This is a genomic window from Microcoleus sp. LAD1_D5 (assembly GCF_036702115.1).
GTDB lineage: Bacteria > Cyanobacteriota > Cyanobacteriia > Cyanobacteriales > Microcoleaceae > Microcoleus.
This window is the reverse complement of the sequence record NZ_JAUBSA010000023.1, coordinates 39,769-55,554: the sequence shown is the minus strand read 5'-3', so window position 1 is coordinate 55,554 and position 15,786 is coordinate 39,769. Positions and strand designations below refer to the sequence as shown.

General features: G+C 41.7%; 22 protein-coding genes and 1 pseudogene. 12 read left to right on the top strand and 11 right to left on the bottom strand.

Annotated features, from left to right (window positions below):
* From QUA70_RS12380 to QUA70_RS12350, 7 genes and pseudogenes are all read right to left on the bottom strand, one after another.
* Positions 1 to 1,140 (bottom strand): annotated as a pseudogene (locus QUA70_RS12380) (hypothetical protein); the annotation flags it as partial.
* A 2-nt stretch (positions 1,141 to 1,142) separates the two neighbouring features.
* Complete coding sequence (locus QUA70_RS12375; protein WP_333347216.1) at positions 1,143 to 1,946, bottom strand: hypothetical protein; 804 nt, start codon at positions 1,944 to 1,946, stop codon at positions 1,143 to 1,145.
* The gene (locus QUA70_RS12370; protein WP_333347219.1) at positions 1,946 to 2,212 is read right to left on the bottom strand and encodes a hypothetical protein; all 267 of its coding nucleotides are present in this window, start codon (positions 2,210 to 2,212) and stop codon (positions 1,946 to 1,948) included. Before QUA70_RS12370 ends, QUA70_RS12375 begins: the two co-directional genes overlap by 1 nt.
* A 350-nt stretch (positions 2,213 to 2,562) precedes the next feature.
* Positions 2,563 to 3,132, bottom strand: coding sequence for a hypothetical protein (locus tag QUA70_RS12365; RefSeq protein ID WP_333347222.1), 570 nt, complete (start codon positions 3,130 to 3,132; stop codon positions 2,563 to 2,565).
* A gap of 3 nt (positions 3,133 to 3,135) precedes the next feature.
* Positions 3,136 to 3,933 carry a hypothetical protein gene (locus QUA70_RS12360; RefSeq protein WP_333347225.1) on the bottom strand — a complete coding sequence of 266 codons (798 nt, stop codon included), beginning with the start codon at positions 3,931 to 3,933 and terminating at the stop codon, positions 3,136 to 3,138.
* Between the two features lie 13 nt (positions 3,934 to 3,946).
* Positions 3,947 to 4,297, bottom strand: a complete 351-nt coding sequence (locus QUA70_RS12355) for a hypothetical protein (RefSeq protein WP_333347228.1) — start codon at positions 4,295 to 4,297, stop codon at positions 3,947 to 3,949.
* A 3-nt stretch (positions 4,298 to 4,300) separates the two neighbouring features.
* Positions 4,301 to 4,642, bottom strand: a complete 342-nt coding sequence (locus QUA70_RS12350) for a hypothetical protein (RefSeq protein WP_333347231.1) — start codon at positions 4,640 to 4,642, stop codon at positions 4,301 to 4,303.
* Between the two features lie 539 nt (positions 4,643 to 5,181).
* Between QUA70_RS12350 and QUA70_RS12345 the strand changes: the two genes are divergently transcribed.
* From QUA70_RS12345 to QUA70_RS12300, 10 genes are all read left to right on the top strand, one after another.
* A complete protein-coding gene (locus QUA70_RS12345) occupies positions 5,182 to 5,523 on the top strand; it encodes a hypothetical protein (protein WP_333347234.1) in 342 nt (113 codons plus the stop codon).
* A 127-nt stretch (positions 5,524 to 5,650) separates the two neighbouring features.
* Positions 5,651 to 6,358 (top strand): hypothetical protein, encoded by a 708-nt coding sequence (locus QUA70_RS12340; protein ID WP_333347237.1) that lies wholly within the window; start codon positions 5,651 to 5,653, stop codon positions 6,356 to 6,358.
* Entirely contained in the window at positions 6,358 to 6,741 is a 384-nt protein-coding gene (locus tag QUA70_RS12335) for a hypothetical protein (protein WP_333347240.1), read from the top strand. Before QUA70_RS12340 ends, QUA70_RS12335 begins: the two co-directional genes overlap by 1 nt.
* Positions 6,738 to 6,992, top strand: a complete 255-nt coding sequence (locus QUA70_RS12330) for a hypothetical protein (protein WP_333347243.1) — start codon at positions 6,738 to 6,740, stop codon at positions 6,990 to 6,992. Before QUA70_RS12335 ends, QUA70_RS12330 begins: the two co-directional genes overlap by 4 nt.
* A 3-nt stretch (positions 6,993 to 6,995) precedes the next feature.
* Positions 6,996 to 7,412: a hypothetical protein gene (locus QUA70_RS12325; RefSeq protein WP_333347246.1), complete on the top strand. Its 417-nt coding sequence runs from the start codon at positions 6,996 to 6,998 to the stop codon at positions 7,410 to 7,412.
* Positions 7,412 to 7,756, top strand: a complete 345-nt coding sequence (locus QUA70_RS12320) for a hypothetical protein (protein WP_333347248.1) — start codon at positions 7,412 to 7,414, stop codon at positions 7,754 to 7,756. Before QUA70_RS12325 ends, QUA70_RS12320 begins: the two co-directional genes overlap by 1 nt.
* On the top strand, positions 7,750 to 8,103 hold the full coding sequence (locus tag QUA70_RS12315; protein WP_333347250.1) for a hypothetical protein: 354 nt from the start codon (positions 7,750 to 7,752) through the stop codon (positions 8,101 to 8,103). The genes QUA70_RS12320 and QUA70_RS12315 overlap by 7 nt, the downstream gene beginning before the upstream one ends.
* Before the next feature lie 17 nt (positions 8,104 to 8,120).
* Positions 8,121 to 8,462, top strand: a complete 342-nt coding sequence (locus QUA70_RS12310; protein WP_333347253.1) for a hypothetical protein — start codon at positions 8,121 to 8,123, stop codon at positions 8,460 to 8,462.
* 2 nt (positions 8,463 to 8,464) lie between these two features.
* Positions 8,465 to 8,719 (top strand): hypothetical protein, encoded by a 255-nt coding sequence (locus QUA70_RS12305; protein WP_333347256.1) that lies wholly within the window; start codon positions 8,465 to 8,467, stop codon positions 8,717 to 8,719.
* Between the two features lie 223 nt (positions 8,720 to 8,942).
* Positions 8,943 to 9,749, top strand: coding sequence for a C39 family peptidase (locus QUA70_RS12300; protein ID WP_333347258.1), 807 nt, complete (start codon positions 8,943 to 8,945; stop codon positions 9,747 to 9,749).
* Between the two features lie 382 nt (positions 9,750 to 10,131).
* Here the strand turns inward: QUA70_RS12300 and QUA70_RS12295 are convergent, their stop codons facing one another.
* Entirely contained in the window at positions 10,132 to 10,455 is a 324-nt protein-coding gene (locus tag QUA70_RS12295) for a hypothetical protein (protein ID WP_333347260.1), read from the bottom strand.
* 68 nt (positions 10,456 to 10,523) lie between these two features.
* Entirely contained in the window at positions 10,524 to 10,778 is a 255-nt protein-coding gene (locus QUA70_RS12290; protein WP_333347262.1) for a hypothetical protein, read from the bottom strand.
* Between the two features lie 75 nt (positions 10,779 to 10,853).
* Between QUA70_RS12290 and QUA70_RS12285 the strand changes: the two genes are divergently transcribed.
* The gene (locus QUA70_RS12285; RefSeq protein WP_333347265.1) at positions 10,854 to 11,243 is read left to right on the top strand and encodes a hypothetical protein; all 390 of its coding nucleotides are present in this window, start codon (positions 10,854 to 10,856) and stop codon (positions 11,241 to 11,243) included.
* Positions 11,244 to 11,395: 152 nt separating this feature from the next.
* Positions 11,396 to 11,719 (top strand): hypothetical protein, encoded by a 324-nt coding sequence (locus QUA70_RS12280; protein ID WP_333410430.1) that lies wholly within the window; start codon positions 11,396 to 11,398, stop codon positions 11,717 to 11,719.
* Between the two features lie 64 nt (positions 11,720 to 11,783).
* Here the strand turns inward: QUA70_RS12280 and QUA70_RS12275 are convergent, their stop codons facing one another.
* Positions 11,784 to 13,313: a hypothetical protein gene (locus QUA70_RS12275; protein WP_333347271.1), complete on the bottom strand. Its 1,530-nt coding sequence runs from the start codon at positions 13,311 to 13,313 to the stop codon at positions 11,784 to 11,786.
* Positions 13,314 to 13,425: 112 nt separating this feature from the next.
* Positions 13,426 to 15,714 carry a hypothetical protein gene (locus QUA70_RS12270; RefSeq protein ID WP_333347274.1) on the bottom strand — a complete coding sequence of 763 codons (2,289 nt, stop codon included), beginning with the start codon at positions 15,712 to 15,714 and terminating at the stop codon, positions 13,426 to 13,428.
* Positions 15,715 to 15,786: the final 72 nt, after the last annotated feature.

Genomic DNA, 15,786 nt, shown 5'->3' with positions numbered 1-15,786 from the left:
AGCCATGCTCATTGGAATTTGCGCCGCCACTCCCATGCCTTGAGGGATTTGTATTCCCGTTTTTAATGTCAATCCACTGATAGCTTTGCCAATACCGTCTAGAGCCGTCCCCAGCAGGGTAATCAGCAAGAATATCGGGGCTACAAATTCCGCTACAGTTTCACTCGTTGTGCGAGGATTTTTTGCTGAGACTTCGATACTGGTCGCTGTCATATTTGCGATCGGTGTAAGCAGCTCTACTAATCCCTCCAGAATGGGATTTGTGATTTCAGAATAAGTTTCGGGGATAAGCGTGATCGCCTCCATGATGGGGTCGATCATTTTAGAAATTCCCTCCAGCACCGGGGAAAAATCAAGCTGGAAATCTTGCAGGCTTAGTTTTATTTGCTGAATATCTAGATCAAGTTTTTTGAGAAAACCGACAATCGGAGTGAGCAGATTTACCCCTCCGGTTTCCACATCCAAGGATGAAGGAGTTGTCAACGTCTCGGTTTGAGGCTTGATTGGTGCGAGGATGATTGAGCCTGTGCCTGCCTTAGCATCAAAATCGATCGCCCTTCTCGCTTCAGGATTAGGAACTGGTTTCGGTTTGAAAGGTGCTGGTGCTGGAGTTGGTGCAGGGACCGGTGTTGTCGGAATTGAAACAGGCGAATAGGGTTCCTCAATACTGAAGATCGGCGCGAAGGGGTCTTCTCTTCCCACGGTAGGCGATCTCACTTGAGGCTGAGTTTGAGGTTGCGGTCGCGTTTGGGTCTGGGTTCGTGGTGCTGTGGTCGCGGGTTTGGATATCGGGCGACCGCCTACCATGTCCGAGCCAAGTCCAACAGGTTTGGGAAAAATCAAATCGGTCGCAAGGTCAGCCACCACACCCAGCCCGACACTTGCAATCTTAGCGCCAGTTTTCACTGCCGCGGTGGCAAGTTTTTGCCCAAAGGAAAGAGGTGCAGCGCTCCTTAAATTCGCCGGGACGCTATTGACTACGGATACTCTAGGGCCTCCCGTATAAGGCTTGCTAGTAGGTGCGCTAAGCTTGCCGCCTGGTGTTGTATCTATTCCTATTCTCGCTGTCGGCACGGCCTCAACAACAGTTGCATTGACCGTGATGGGTTGAGATTGAAAATTTAGGGTTGTAGGTGGCATTTTTAATTACCACCTCCTTCTGAAAGGTTTAATCCGTTCCAGAGATTGGCTTCCAATTGGTTGAGGCGATCAATTATGGGTTGCAAATCTAGATTTATCTGCATCCCTTGGAGCATTTTATTTATTTCTCGCAATCCTTCAATCGTTCGGCGATCTATTAAGTCGCGGGTCGCTTGATGTTGCTTAATTTCGGCGATCGCATTTTCGGCGAGGATGGTAGCAATGTCATTGCAACTACAACAATTCATATTAGGTGGAGGTGGGGGTGGAGGAGCGGCAGTGCCATAAAAAATATAAAGTGGCGATGGGATAATAAAAGGAGAAAATATTTCTGGGCAACTTGAATAAATTATTTTATATCGATACTTTACGTCCCAACTCAAAAGATTTATCATGTCAGCGCCCCAGTAATTATTTAACTCTGCGCGAATAGCACTGACCCTACCCTCTGTATAGCGTATACCTGCCGCACCTCCGCCATAAGTTTCCCCCGCTTCGCCCCATGTGGATCTATAAAGAGGAAAACTACCAACATAAGGAACGTTAGCATTTCCGGGAAGAGGGGAACCAGGAATTGGCCACGATATATATTCTTTATATATAAAAGTTGAATTAATAATGCGACCTTCAGGGGTAAAAGTTCCTACACCTTCTCTTTCAAAAAACGCTATTCCATCAGGATTCCAATATCTAAACTGTGTAGACAAAATTCCTTGTTGATGGAGTGTAAAAGCGATGCGACAATATTGATTTTCGCTGTTTGTAGGAGGAATGATTTGTGGATTACCTAAATCACTTCTTGCCATTAATAACCTCCCCAACCCTGTCGAGTCATTCCAATAAACACTTTTAAGTTATTATCGTTCAAATGATTGATTAAATTCATATCGGGGTTTTCAAGCTTAACTGGTTTTATTCCAAAGCTTTGCTTAAACCCTTCTTCTTTGCCAGTTTGTAAATTGTTATACTTGCACGCTAACTCAAAACTAAGCTGCTCCGAATATCTGACGGCATCTAACCCTGACGGAGGATTCCATACCCCAAAATTGTAGTTGCCTCCTATGTCGCTCATGATTTATTTACCACACTTAATCGAAGTAAAGCCGTCCCCTCGCTACAGACAACTGATAACGGCCTACTAGCTTGCAAAAGATTTTCATACAAATACCGCATCGGCAATCCGAATGAGGAATTACTAGCACTCGCATTGCTCCCATGCCGCACCCATACTAATGCCAAAGGATTAGAGTATTGTACGGAATAAATTTTGATAAGTTTCCTGTTTAAATTAATTGTTGATAAGAGCGTTGTTGGCGATGTTCCAATTGTAATTTCATTGGTGATGTCATCACCTAATACCTCGCTAAAGGCACTTTTGTGGTGGAGATTAAGGTAACAACAGTTTACTATTCTAACCATGCTTTACCCTATGAAATTATAAATAGTATCGTCATCTCCTTGTAAAAAGCTTGCTTTGTCTTCAGCAAACCCAGTGAAAGAAATATAATCATTTTGTTGGTTTTCTCCTGTATTAACTTGAAGAATTCCATACCCTCGATCGATTACCTCGACAACAATTTTCCAACCATACTCTATGCCATACAATTGCAAATCACTGAAAAATTCGTTAACTCCTGTGAGGAAATTGGGCTTGACATTGTAAACATCGATAATGCCTACCTCAAACTTTTCTGTCCCTGCTGGATTTTCTAAATAAACCATTAACCCTTTTTTGGGTTGAACGCGAAAAAAATTGTTTTTCTGTTCTTTTTGTGCGTTCGTATCTGTTGGGAGGATGATGGGCGCGTGAACTTCCGGCAGTGAATCGAAGAAGCCGCACGCACGAATTCGCGCCATAGCCCCATTAAAATTTATGCGCGTACCCAGTAACATCGCAGAGCTTGGAGTATACAAAACCGCTCTTTGTGGGTTACTGGTGGCCGATATTTTCCCAACAATTTGTCGAGTGCGATCCGGCATGGGGATAGCCACTAATTAATATCTCCTAGTACCAGAAAAAGCAGCAGGACGATCGCCGACGACAGAAGTAGAAGCCGAAGTCATCCCGCCAGTGTAAGCCCCTGCTGAACCCGACACACTACCGCCACCGATAAATTTAGCGGCTTGTTGAGTGGCTGTTTGACCAGCTTGCCGAAGGACTTGAGGCCCCTGTTGAATAGCCGTTTGACCGGCTTTTTGTAAAACTTGTGGTGCTTGGTTGATTGCCTGCTTCCCTGTTTTACTAGCCTGCTCTTGAAGGTTCTTCAAAGTTTTATTATCCTTGCCGTACAGATTCTGCGCTGTTTGCCCTGCTAGTTTGTTGGCCGCAGCGCTAAGGTCTCCCATGAAGCCTTGAGTGGCTTCTGCCGCGGCTTCTTCCCCTGGCCGCACAAGAGTTTCGATCGCCTGCCTTTTTCCCTCTTGAAGTTCGGCATTGGCTAATTCCATAGTTTCCGTCCATGATTGGCCGGGAGCCCACTGCTCCCACGTATTTGGATCTTGAATAGTGGGAATATAGCCTGGTGGATAAGCTTTGCCCGTTTTCGGATCGAGAATAATCGGTTGGCCCGATTCCACCACTGCATAAATTGTCGTGTGCCCGAATTGTTGTCCCAGAGGGTAAATATTGCCATTCATCCCCCCCGGTTGTCCTCCGAATCCTTGCATTCCCGGCTGCATACCAGGTTGCATACCCGGCTGCATTGTAGAAAAATTTCCTTGCCCTAACTGCGTTGCTTGCTGCTGGTTATAAATCGGCGTTGTTCGGGGTTGGTTCGTGAAAGCTCCCGCCATAAAACTTTGCTCCTTAAATTAGATTGGGATTAGGGTATTCTTGACCGCGAGGAATGAGCATCCTCAAGGTAAAAAGATATTGATCAAAAGGCTTTGGTACTCCATCGGCAACCACTGTAACAATAGAAGATTCTGGGGGAAATATTCGTAACTGAGAGTCCTGACTGGTGTCTTGCTCTTCAATAATTTTCATTAACAATGCGGAAAAAATACTTTCAGAAGTGTTTACCGCTTGTGGAATCAAGCCGATAAACGCTGGTGGCGTTTTGTTGCTTACCAAATCCGCTTTTAGTATTGTAATAGTTGTCGCATCTTGGGTCGCCCCAAGTCCGAAAAATGCAGTCAGAGGTCTATCTATTGCCATAACTTATAAAAGATTGGGATTGGGGAGGGTGGAAACCGAATCATCTTGCCAGATTTCAATTTCTGCGACATACCGTCGCTGCCATTTGTTGAATCGAAATTCTAAACTTTGCTCAAAAGGCTTGAGCACAAATTGAGAATCGGTACTCTGATCTTGATTTCTTCCCCAGCGTAGCATTATGGCTAATGCGGTCGGTTCCGAATTATTGACAAGCGCAGGTATGAACTCATAGCTAGGGGTAAGACCTACGGGAGCAATTAAATCGTTTTTTAGGATGATAATACGTGATTCATCCTGCGTGGCGCCAGGGCCGAAAAAATTAGTAAATAAAGGTTCGCTTGGCATAATTAACAGTATATGTGACGGAGCATTAGTTTTCTATAGGCGCAGCATCCATGACAAATAATCTTTTCTTGAAGCTAACCGCGCATATCTGACGTTTTCTTAGGCGATTGACCACTTGGTATTTGCTCAAGAAATATTTTGCACAGTAATCCTTGAGAGGGATACACTCAGGCGGATTTGAGGGCAATGCCGCACTTGTGTAGAAAGTATGCGGATAAATTCGCCAACAGTTTTTATTTGTCATCTTTCTAGTATGAGTTACTTTGCTCCTTCCGTGCCTACAGACATAGCTACGGAGTCGTCACCAGGCAAATTATTTCAAAAGTGTCCGAAATTTTGGACACTTTATCCTGATGTTGAGCCTGGTCTCGATCTGTTGTTCCCAAAATTTACTAAGAGGCTCAAATGCTTGTAATGGAAGGGTCGTCGTATACTTTTACCTTTAAAGCCGACGACCGAGTTTTCTTTCATTTCTGGCTTGTTTTCGGCACATCGGGACTAAGCTGAAACAGTTACCAGCTAGAAATAAAGGCACGAAAATGCAAGTAGCACCGATCGACATCTTCCCTGGATACACTTTGACCGCCGATGGTCTTTCCATTGCTATTCCTTTAGCAGCGCTCCCTGGTTTAACTGCAACAGAAGCCAACGCAACGACCGGCAACGCAATGGAAGTCGTAAGACAAGTTGTCGATCGTACCCAATCTGTTATTGGAGGCTTAGCGCCAACAGCTCGCCCCACAAAAGCAGCTATTACTAAAGCAGTACCAACTATTGCTACAGGTCTTGGCGTTCAGCCTGGTACTTTGCGACAGGCTTACAACCTCACTTTCGATTTAACGCCTACAGCTTTAGAACCCGCCTCTGAATCTACTCCTTAAATAAATGCCTACAGATTTTATTTCGTTTAGGGCCGAAAATTACATTGCCGATCGTTCGGACACTACCGCTCCTGTTCCAGCAACGAACTTAATTGCTTACAGATCACGGTTTAATAGACCGCCAGCAATGACTGATGCTACTGCTACGAGTATACTTACCGCCCTTGGCGGCACTCAGTCAGTTTCTGGTGAAAAACTTCCATGTGAAGGAAGTCAAATTTTCGAGCCTCGCAAATTAAAGTTTACTTTTTCTAATGGGGCGAGTATTTCGGTTCCGGCACCAAACAGATCCCAATTAATTGCTTTAGCTACTCAAATTCGCAACATTCTGCAAACAGACTTACAAGTTAACGTTACTTGCATTTCGTTAAAAGGTGAAGAATGGAAGCGACTTGATCAAGATTTACGACCGGCGGGTGTCGTGCCGACGCCGGGAACTGACATTAGACCTGCAGGTGGAACGAAAAACCCGGTCTACACGGCTGCAGTTTCTTATGAGTCAGATAGCGGTCGGACGTTTGTAGAAAAAGTAAGGATGAATACAAATACTGTAAACGCTCCTTTTTCTGCCTACGCTACTGAAATTGCAGAAGCACTGGGGACAATCTTGCCACGAGGGTGCGGAAGCGCTACTAACGTAACGCCACGACATTATGTAGTGGATGTACTCACAACGAGCGCTTCTCATCCTGTTAGAAAATTAATTGTCCCGGCAGTAGATGACGACGCTACAGATATTCAAGCTGTAGGGGTATCGTTAGCTAGAAATACCCAAACATTGTGCTTAAGATATTTCGGCGAAACCGATTCAAGGTTTAGCAGGCTTCTAGCTTAATGTTTGTTGCTCCTCAATACTTTACCGATTTGGGGGTTGTCTTAGGATATTTGCAAATGGATGTTGCTTTTGTGGGTGAAAATATTCGCTCAGTAAGGCAAATAAAAGATTTAAATGAAATTGAAGGGTTAATCCCTCAATCGCTTAAGCCTCAATTATTAAGCTTTAATCATTCTTGCAAATCCTTAGACATTTCCCCTAGATTTCTTCTAATCACTCCAAAAACGGAAAGTCAACGCGTAAAGATATCGTACCCATTTCGGCCAAATAGCACCGAATGGAATGTATTCTGGGGTGAGGTGCGTTCCAATCCTCAAATTATTTCTGTTCGAGGAATCGGCGAAACTCTTTCTAATTCTTTTCTAAAAAGGCATTTGACATGAAATATGGTTTATTAAAAACAGAACCAAGTGACGAAGGCACAATTTTTCTTGGTTTAACTGAATTGCATCACAAAGCTTCTGGTGTTGTGCCTTTATGGATTGACATCAGAGAAGCGAAAGTAAACAAAAAAAACTCAACCGGCGAAGGTAATTTGCTTTTATTTGATGAGAAGGAGCAGCTCGAAGAAGATTTGGAATTGTGGGGACTTGCTGGTGAAAATGTAGCAATTATTGGCGTACAAATAGGATAACTAATGAGTGCTGATGAAAGAATCAAGACACTACGAACGGTTAGGGGTAAAGATTTAAAAATCCGTTACACCCAAGATAATCTCGTAGATGCTTTAATTAACCAGAGGCAGTTCTACGACCAAAATGGGCAAATTCTCGCTCCAACAACTCCAAAACTATTAGAACGGCAAATAATGGGTAATAATAGTCCAATAATTGCCCGTATAGGGGGAATAGAACCGCGATTTGTAGCGGCTTGTTTTGGTTCTGCCGTTAACGTATCGGGTGAAAGTAATTTCACTGTACTTATCCCTTACGCTCCGGGTAACACTGCTCATAATGAGCATATACGCGAAATTTTGACATTTGTATCTCCTAGCTCTAATCTCAGTCCCCCATTTCCGCTTAGCGTAAACTATCACGGTGAAAATCGAGTTTAATGGCTCCAATTATCACAACAGTCTTAGATGAAGAAATCGCACCTGTTACACCAACCTATACCGCTTGGTTTTTCAACTGCCAGTTCTTGGCGTTTCAGTCAAATTTAGTTGGAGAATATTTGGCAACAGGCGAATTTTTAGAAGTGGCCGTTGCATTATTTGCAGAAGTTAGTTCAGGGCCGATGGGAGCTGTCGAGAGACTCGTTAAAAATTGGCAAGATAGCATCAACACCATCGACTTAATCCCCTTGCCCGTTCAATACCGCAATGACTGTTTTCCTATGCGGTTACAGATAAATCCTTCTACGGGTTTCCACGCCCGAATTTTAGCAATATCATGCTAAGCCCTATCATTCAAACAGCAGCAGCCAAAGTATCTCTCACTTATCCCTTACTGCCAGGATTTAATCTTCAAATGGACTTTAATCCAATTATTAATTGGTTTCGGTTGCGTGGTCAATTTTGTATATTGCACTGGCAGGCTAAACCCTTTGGTGAAAGAAGATGGGGAATTTATGACGCTGGCGCCGACAGTTACACGAGTCTAAAATATTGTGAGTTGGAACTCCGAGCAATTCCTCGTTTGCTTCAAATAGATGAACAAGTGATAAAAACCATTCCTACGGCAGTTTTGTACTTTCCGGCAAGTAAATTAGTCAAAAATGATTACTATTCCGTGATTCCCGCTTAATTAATATCCGCCGTAATATGACCACCAAGGATTTATTAGAAATCATCTTATTCGTAATTACTGGTGGGAGTGCATTAGCCACTGGTGGGTTCACGTTTGCAACTTTACGGGCAGAAAATAGGATTGACACAAAAGTTGAGGACTTTCGAGACGAAATTGAAAACTTTCGTAAAGAGTTTCAAGACAAAATTGACATCTCTCGTGAATTTGAACGGAAAGCCAAACAAAACATCAATAATAGTTTGGTTGAAATTGGATTAAACAAAGCTGCTATTCGCGATATTAAGACGGTATTGAGAATGTATCGAGCCGAAGCACTACCAGAAGAAAACAAACCAGAACGGACAGACTTTACTTAATTATGAAGCCCGATTTATACGGCATTGCAGAAATTATCCGCTCACTAACTCCTTTGTTTTTTGCCAGCGCGGGTTTAGCTATTATTTTGGCAGCGGTGGTCAATAGTGAAAAGCTTGCTGGCGATCGATTTATATATGTTCTTGCGTCCGCCGGTCCTCTGTTAGGTTTTGCTGGTGGGGGATTTAGTCCACAAAATCGCAGCCCTCAAAATCGTGTCGATCACGCAGACAGAATTGATATTGATCAATCGAAATAAGTGCATCTCCAAGAAGCTTATACCGTTTTAGCATCCTCCGATGCAGCGCTCGACGATCTTCTGCTAGCACACCGAGTAATAGCAATCGAACACGGATATATCTTAGCTATTTGTAACCGAAAATTAAAAGATGCTCCCGGTATTGAGCCTAAATTATGGAAATTGCTAGCAATATTAACGGCAATAGAAATAAAAATCAAAAATAAAATTAATTAGGAAAAATATGACAATTCAAGCGCGAGTAGCAACAATTTTAAAAACCCGTCTAGATGGCTCTAGAAGTCTGGGGAACCATGAAAAAATGAACGTCTACAAAGGTCAGGCGTTAAACGTGTCAAAAGTAACACCAGCACCAAACCAGCATTTATTATTAGAGTTGATAGATCACGCATACGACAGAGCTTATGTATACGCGCCGCATTGGAATTATCAACCGCAACAAGTAAGTCTGGCAGTTAGTTATTACTATCAGACAGACAACCCCGGAGGATATGGTTACAGAGAATGTAGCGCAACATCTAACGCGATGCTGCTAAACTTCTTAAAGAAAAACTGGCTAAACAAACAGGCACTCGACAAAGGATTAAAACAACCTGAAAGCATCTATTTAACGGAGTTAGATCGCCACGGTGACACTACTAACCACGATGCCAATACCGCCACGCTGCGAGCTTTCGGTATCGAGTCTTATTGGTCTACATCTCTCACGCTAGAGGATCTATATTTAGCGCTGCGTAACAATATCCCCTTAGTTGTGGGGCTAGATTACAAAGGGCCTGATCACGGGCATATAGTGCTAACTAAGGGCTTTAAAATGTTGGATGACGCGGGCGATATTATAGAAGTACATGATCCGTATGGCTCGCGTTTGGGTTATAGCAATGAATGGATCTCGAACTTACCCGAAGCGGGCAAGAATGACAAATACACTCTTTCGACTTTCGAGCGCTTATGGTTCCCGCGAGGTAGCCTCGGCTGGGGTCGAATTCCTACCCATGTAGATGGCGTTAAAACTGTGTTTGCTGATTAAAATTAAGTAGTGGCGAACCGGGGCAGTACCGGCGGAGGGATTTCAATCCCTCTGAAATCTCGTGCAAGAGATAGCCGCTACCTAGAAAATTGCGACGCCTTAATCAACGACAGAATCAGTATTTCAGCCATTGAACTAGAAGAAGGTGCTAGAATCTAAAAAGCGTGGCTTCTAAAAAGCTTACCCAGTAAAGTTTTGGAGCAATTTGTAAATTCCTTCACACGGAAGTAGTCGTGGTTGGTGACAAGATGCAGTGACGCTACCCCCCCCGCACGGGTCTCCGACAGTGGTTGGCGAGAAGCTGAGAGATTCGGAAAAAACCAGCACAAAAAACCTCTGATGGGTCAACAGCATCAGAGGTTTTTTGTGTTTCAAAATCAAATTACCAGCGAGGCCATCTAGGCTCACTTACTCCACCGCCGTTAAAGTTGGGCTTTATGAATAATTCACCAACTACGTTCAATCCTGTTTCAGGTAAAACCTGAAACAATTGGAACCACGATCTGTCTTCATGCTGTTTCACCACTTCGTATAATTCTATATAGGATACTCCTTCGTTGGTTTCACAATTGCAAATTAGGATATCCCCCACTTCTGTTGTTGGTCGTAAATAACCAGGTTTAACCGGGCGGTTAACCTCTGAATATATATTGATAAATTGATCGGAAACGTTTTGAGTGTGAAAATTATCTGTTCTAGTTGTCATCAGTTTGCTTCATCAGTATTGGGGTTACAACCACCCGGCAGACGCCCCCGAAGGGCGTTTCGGCGTCATTAGATTTTAATCAACCTTCCCTCTGAAGGTAGTCCGTGGGTAGCGTCGCATTGTTCGGTATCGCTAGTTAAAAACCAGCCCGCTTCCCTTTTTTCGTAATACAAACCGGAATACGCCACAGATACCCGATCTATTCTAAACTCATCACATTTTTTAAGTAATGGCTTGACTGAGTTTGCCTCCTCTAGATTACCACCTAAATCCTTGATAAAAAATCCGTTGTGTTTGTCTCCGTGTAGAATGCGTTGAGTCATTGCTTCTTGCTCCTTGCTTATTTGATTTAATCATGCCACAATCAAATAGATAGGTCAATAGCAAAATCAAAATAAATGACAAAATCTATAGAACTCATAGCCAGCAAGAAGCCTAGAGGACGTAACGGCGGTCGCACGGCTCTACCAGATGATGAGAAGCGAGAGCAAGCTAATTTTTATTTACCCCGGTGGCTGCTTGAGGCTTTCAAGAAATTAATCCCAGCAGCAGCCGATCGCTCTAATCTGATCCTCGTTTGGGTACGGACCTACGTGATCAACAACGGTGAGAGTGATCGCCTGTTGGCACAGTCCTCACTTGTCACTAAAATTCTGAATTACCTTGAGGCGACGGATGCACCGCAAGAATTGATAGATGAACTAGAGTCTGTGATCGTGGCACGGGCGTCTGATGAGGTAAAAATTGCAGAGGGAGTTACTCGGGTGGGAGACTCTTTTGTGGTGTAGCTAGAATTTTGGGCGCTGTTAGTTAGCTAGTAACGCCCAAAATTCTTTATATGGATATCACAAATCAATTGCCTAATCTCCTTGATGTAATAATGCAAATCTAGTGCAATTTTTTTTCTAGCTTGTGTAACCTTTCCCTGGTAAGGTTTAACATGGTAAGGCAGAGGTCTGCAAAACCTCCACCCCCAGTTCAAATCTGGGTGCCGCCTTTTTTAATTTCTACAGTAACAAGTTGTTTGTCAGTGATGACAGAGTTTTGTCCATTGACGGAGAAGGAACCAGAGTTTACGCATCCGGTTTCGCCGGGGTGGTTTAGGCTGTGGGGGAATTCATTCATGGCGATCGATCTGGTAGAGTTTGATATGGCAAGGGCGATCGCTTCCTTGAACTCTGCTGAGCGTGTGATTCCGTTGTGGTTAGATCGGATTAATCTAGAGTTGTCTAAAAAAGTAGAGAGTAAGAAAGAAGGATACTAACTCTTCCTTATTTAGGTTACAGAGAAATAAGTTTAAGTGTAGATACCATTACAAATCCAGCTACTTAACGAAGTGCAGCGTTGAGAACATAAGCCCTGACCTGCACTCCTTGCTGGGATAGTTCAGCAGCTTGGGAATTAAAGTTTTCTCGTGCTTTTTCAAGACTGATTTTTGGAGCAGATTTCTTCCTAGTATCGCTTTCATCCCATTTCTCGCAATTAAACCAGCCAATTAGATATAGTCCATATTGACAGCGATTATTTTTCAAATAGCGTCCTACAAGCTGAGTTTCCATTGCAGTATCTAAATCTTTTTTGTTCCAACAACCTTTCACCTCAATGATTACGCTTACACGGTCATAAACTCCTCCTGCTGAATTTGGTACAACAGCATCTACATAAATATCTGTCTTTTCACCTCGACGAATTTCTACTTCTCTATGAAGAATAATGCCTTTTGATATAAGAGCTGCTTGTAAATATCTGCTTATATAATCAGATAGTCTTTCTTCTTCTTTTGGAATATGCGAACAGTCCTTGATTTTGCTCCAGGTAATTCCCTCCCAAAGCTTAGTTGGAGGAGAGTTATTAAAACTATCTTTTAATTTTTTGAATAATAAATTAGCTAAGTTTTTGATTTGAGTCCACTTTATTTCATTCCACAAATCAATAGCAGCAGGCGTCTCACCTTGGAGTAATTGATTCAAGTCATCTAAGGCTTCAACTATCATATCAAGAAGATCAATTTCACTATTTACTAAACGTAATTGTTGGTTTTTAGCAAGTTCAATAATTTCATTTGGTTGTGCAGGAATCCAGGTTTGGCGACGAATTGACTCTTGAGCATCAATGAAGATAGGTTTTAGTTGTTTTTTGAGTTGTGGTAGTTGTTGACTAATTTGCTGAAGTGCTTCGTAAGCTTGAGGAGTTCCCCGTTCTTTAAGATGGCAGAGAATTAAGTTTTTCCATATATCTATACTGTATTCGGGTCTAACTAAATTGTTATTTAGAGTAATACCAAGATTAGCAGATTGATTTCGTTCAGCTATATTTAAGCTGGGATACTGCTCACTTAGCCAAATGTAGAGTTGTGCAACCTGTTCCTCTGAAAGTCGTGACTCAATATTTCCTGAATTCCGAGCAAAGAAAGATATGTTTTCAATTAGTTCTCTACCAAACTGAGTATCTTGTTGAATAGCTGGCCAAACAGTTGCCCAGCCTGCATCTTCAGAATACATAATTAACACTTGTGCAGTATTTACTGCTCTGGTTCGTTCTTCTTCGCTAGTAGGAAGTGGCAAAGGTATCAAAGATTCAGCCAATTTTTTATCTTTAGCTAAAAGCTCAATAATCGGAACGACTGGTAATGGCTCTAACAGAGGAGGCACTAATGGTTCTTTTGAGACTGAAAATTGATGCTCTTCCTCAGACTGTGGCACTTGAGATGAAGTTGAATCAATCACTTGAGATGAATCAATCACTTGATTTGAATCAATAAACCTAATATATGGGGCAAATACTTCATTCAGAATTGGATTACCTTGACTAACAGAACGAATAGTATCTAAATATTGGGTTTCTTTATTATTAAACACTCTATATATCAATAGTCCGGACAGTTTTTATATAGCCCAATGGCTTATGCTCGCTTGACTTTGAGCCACTGTGGATAATTAAATCAATGTCAGCTCCACCCCTGACTTACATTTAATTCGACTTTTTTACGATCCTTGCCCTGTAAAGCTTGTAGTATCGTTCCAAAAACTGTCCGGAGTATTGATATATTAAGTGAGCGAGTATCTGCTGGTCTTGCTCAGATACAGAGGCTTGCAAATGCTCAATCATCCAAGGAATATCTCTAGTAAAAGCCAATGGAGTGCTAGTATCAGCTAATAAACTTAAATCGTCTTGCAAGTTGGAGAGTAGAGGTAGCGTTGCCCCCAGAATTATACGCCGTTTTTCATCGTTCTTCCTCAATTCTTGAAGAAATTGTGAGCGATAAGAATTATTCATAATTTCCTCGTCATTTCTCAACTGAAACAAAACTACTTTTGCAAGAGCTTCCGCTATCCCTTCTGTTCCAATGTTTTCAAAAGCTTTCAGCAGAATAGTATCTGTAATTTTCTTAAATTTCCCCAGATTTTTTTTTTCAGCCTGTTTTTTCTCAACCCATGCTAGAGAAACTAATAAACTCTGTGGTTGGAGATACTGCTTTAGTTTTGATGCCAAAGAGTGATCGTAGAGTTCAGAAGAGAAGTTAAAAGTGTCATCGCTAAGAATAGTAAATAATTGTTCTGTATTCAAGCAATCTGGAAACAGTAAGTTAAGCAGGTCAACTCTTAGTCTACTATCTGGATCGTTAGTAATATTGCTCATAACTAGCGATTTCAGTTTGTTTTTTATTTCTATGTTATTCAAATTTATGGCTCGCGCTGCGCTCCAGCGAATCCTTACTGGTTGTGAATCTTCTGTAACTACCTCCACTAAGTCATCCTGAATTTCTGGGAGCTGACAGACTTCCGCAATATCAATAGCAACCAATCTGGCCGGCTCATTTTTATTTGCTTCACGAATATAGGGACGCAGTTGTTCCGCCAAACGAGGATGAGCAAGTTTTCGATAATATCTGTAGTTTTCTACAGGAGGTTCTAATATCTTTTCCTCATCGTAGAATGTTAGTAAAGTTTTAACTAATGCTTCTCGATCTTCAACCTTAGCAGTTGCGATATCACTTGTAAGTAGTACATCAGGGTCAGCCTTCATAATCTCCCGAAATACATCAGGGAATAAATTAGCTAACCAAGCTGCTGTTTCATGTAGCTGAGGCAGTAATTTACCATCAGGATGTCGTATTAGACTCATGATCTGAGGCAGAGACATTTTATTGTGGTATAAGTACCATGCAGCAAGGAATTCAGCATAAGCTTTGTGAGCAAAACTAATACGATTAGTATTTGGAAAAGAAGGTAGTATAGATCCTGAAGAAAATAATGCAGTTCCTACTGTTTCTTCAATCTCCTTTCTACTAATTTGAAATTCATTACCTTCGGCTTTTTCTAGATTTCCCCACAAGTCTTGTATATTTACATCTTCTGCAGAACATAACTCTGGGTCTTTGCAAATAGCAGCGCGATTACAAAATATAGTAACAGCCGCGATTCTGGCAGCTACAGTTAGTAGTTGCTTAGGGGTTAAACTAGGGAAAATTTTAGCATCTCTTCGAGAATTATTATATTCTTGACAAACATACTCACAACCATCCAAATAAAGTTCAGTTTTAGTCTTTGCAAATTGTTTATTTTGCTTGTATCTCTTTAAAAGAAACTCTAAACTAATCGGCTTGATAGCTAAAGGAACTGCTTCTCTATTATAAATTTCTTGTAAAAAAGCCTTATCATCTAAATCGTTTTTCTTTGCCGCTTCAATAACATCTACTTTACGCAAAGGTGCTATCTCATAAATTATTACATTATCATTACCCCATAACTCCTTTAGCGTTTTTTCCAAAGTAGACGACCACTCATTTGTTCGACAGGTAATGCGAAACTGAAGGCGAGTGTAATGAGAGTCAATCGCTTGTAATTCACGACTTAAAATTCTTGCTAATACTGGAATTGACAAACATCCTTCATCCAAACTATCAAGAAATAGATGGAATTGATGTGTTCCCTGTTTCCAATTCTGAAACTTATCATTTCTAAAAACCGCATTACATAAAGCCTCATCAGAGCCATAATCACCTAATTTAAATAAATATTTTTCTTCAGATTCGGGAACTTGGTTGAATGCGTCTTGAATTGCAGTAGATTTTCCAATTCCTCCTTCACCTATCAATACTAAGCATGGAAGATTGGCTATAGACTCGAAAGACACTATATTAGGATTATCAAAACGTCCATCATCTGATTCTGGATCTGCAAGATAACCATAATCCTTCAGATCGAGCTGAGTCCCTCTTGGATAGCAAAATCGTTTCCAGTTGTAAAGTAGTGCCATGATTTTTCACTTAAACGAAACTTTTTCCAACGTGCGAGCTGCTAAGTACAAATACTTAACTGCCTTTTTGTA

Bases quoted from the DNA above. Each gene is read 5' to 3' on its own strand.
- QUA70_RS12375 (WP_333347216.1), bottom strand. From the start codon at position 1,946: ATGGCAAGAAGTGATTTAGGTAATCCACAAATCATTCCTCCTACAAAC.
- QUA70_RS12370 (WP_333347219.1), bottom strand. From the start codon at position 2,212: ATGAGCGACATAGGAGGCAACTACAATTTTGGGGTATGGAATCCTCCG.
- QUA70_RS12360 (WP_333347225.1), bottom strand. From the start codon at position 3,933: ATGGCGGGAGCTTTCACGAACCAACCCCGAACAACGCCGATTTATAAC.
- QUA70_RS12355 (WP_333347228.1), bottom strand. From the start codon at position 4,297: ATGGCAATAGATAGACCTCTGACTGCATTTTTCGGACTTGGGGCGACC.
- QUA70_RS12350 (WP_333347231.1), bottom strand. From the start codon at position 4,642: ATGCCAAGCGAACCTTTATTTACTAATTTTTTCGGCCCTGGCGCCACG.
- QUA70_RS12345 (WP_333347234.1), top strand. From the start codon at position 5,182: ATGCAAGTAGCACCGATCGACATCTTCCCTGGATACACTTTGACCGCC.
- QUA70_RS12340 (WP_333347237.1), top strand. From the start codon at position 5,651: ATGACTGATGCTACTGCTACGAGTATACTTACCGCCCTTGGCGGCACT.
- QUA70_RS12335 (WP_333347240.1), top strand. From the start codon at position 6,358: ATGTTTGTTGCTCCTCAATACTTTACCGATTTGGGGGTTGTCTTAGGA.
- QUA70_RS12330 (WP_333347243.1), top strand. From the start codon at position 6,738: ATGAAATATGGTTTATTAAAAACAGAACCAAGTGACGAAGGCACAATT.
- QUA70_RS12325 (WP_333347246.1), top strand. From the start codon at position 6,996: ATGAGTGCTGATGAAAGAATCAAGACACTACGAACGGTTAGGGGTAAA.
- QUA70_RS12320 (WP_333347248.1), top strand. From the start codon at position 7,412: ATGGCTCCAATTATCACAACAGTCTTAGATGAAGAAATCGCACCTGTT.
- QUA70_RS12315 (WP_333347250.1), top strand. From the start codon at position 7,750: ATGCTAAGCCCTATCATTCAAACAGCAGCAGCCAAAGTATCTCTCACT.
- QUA70_RS12310 (WP_333347253.1), top strand. From the start codon at position 8,121: ATGACCACCAAGGATTTATTAGAAATCATCTTATTCGTAATTACTGGT.
- QUA70_RS12305 (WP_333347256.1), top strand. From the start codon at position 8,465: ATGAAGCCCGATTTATACGGCATTGCAGAAATTATCCGCTCACTAACT.
- QUA70_RS12300 (WP_333347258.1), top strand. From the start codon at position 8,943: ATGACAATTCAAGCGCGAGTAGCAACAATTTTAAAAACCCGTCTAGAT.
- QUA70_RS12295 (WP_333347260.1), bottom strand. From the start codon at position 10,455: ATGACAACTAGAACAGATAATTTTCACACTCAAAACGTTTCCGATCAA.
- QUA70_RS12290 (WP_333347262.1), bottom strand. From the start codon at position 10,778: ATGACTCAACGCATTCTACACGGAGACAAACACAACGGATTTTTTATC.
- QUA70_RS12285 (WP_333347265.1), top strand. From the start codon at position 10,854: ATGACAAAATCTATAGAACTCATAGCCAGCAAGAAGCCTAGAGGACGT.
- QUA70_RS12280 (WP_333410430.1), top strand. From the start codon at position 11,396: ATGGTAAGGCAGAGGTCTGCAAAACCTCCACCCCCAGTTCAAATCTGG.
- QUA70_RS12270 (WP_333347274.1), bottom strand. From the start codon at position 15,714: ATGGCACTACTTTACAACTGGAAACGATTTTGCTATCCAAGAGGGACT.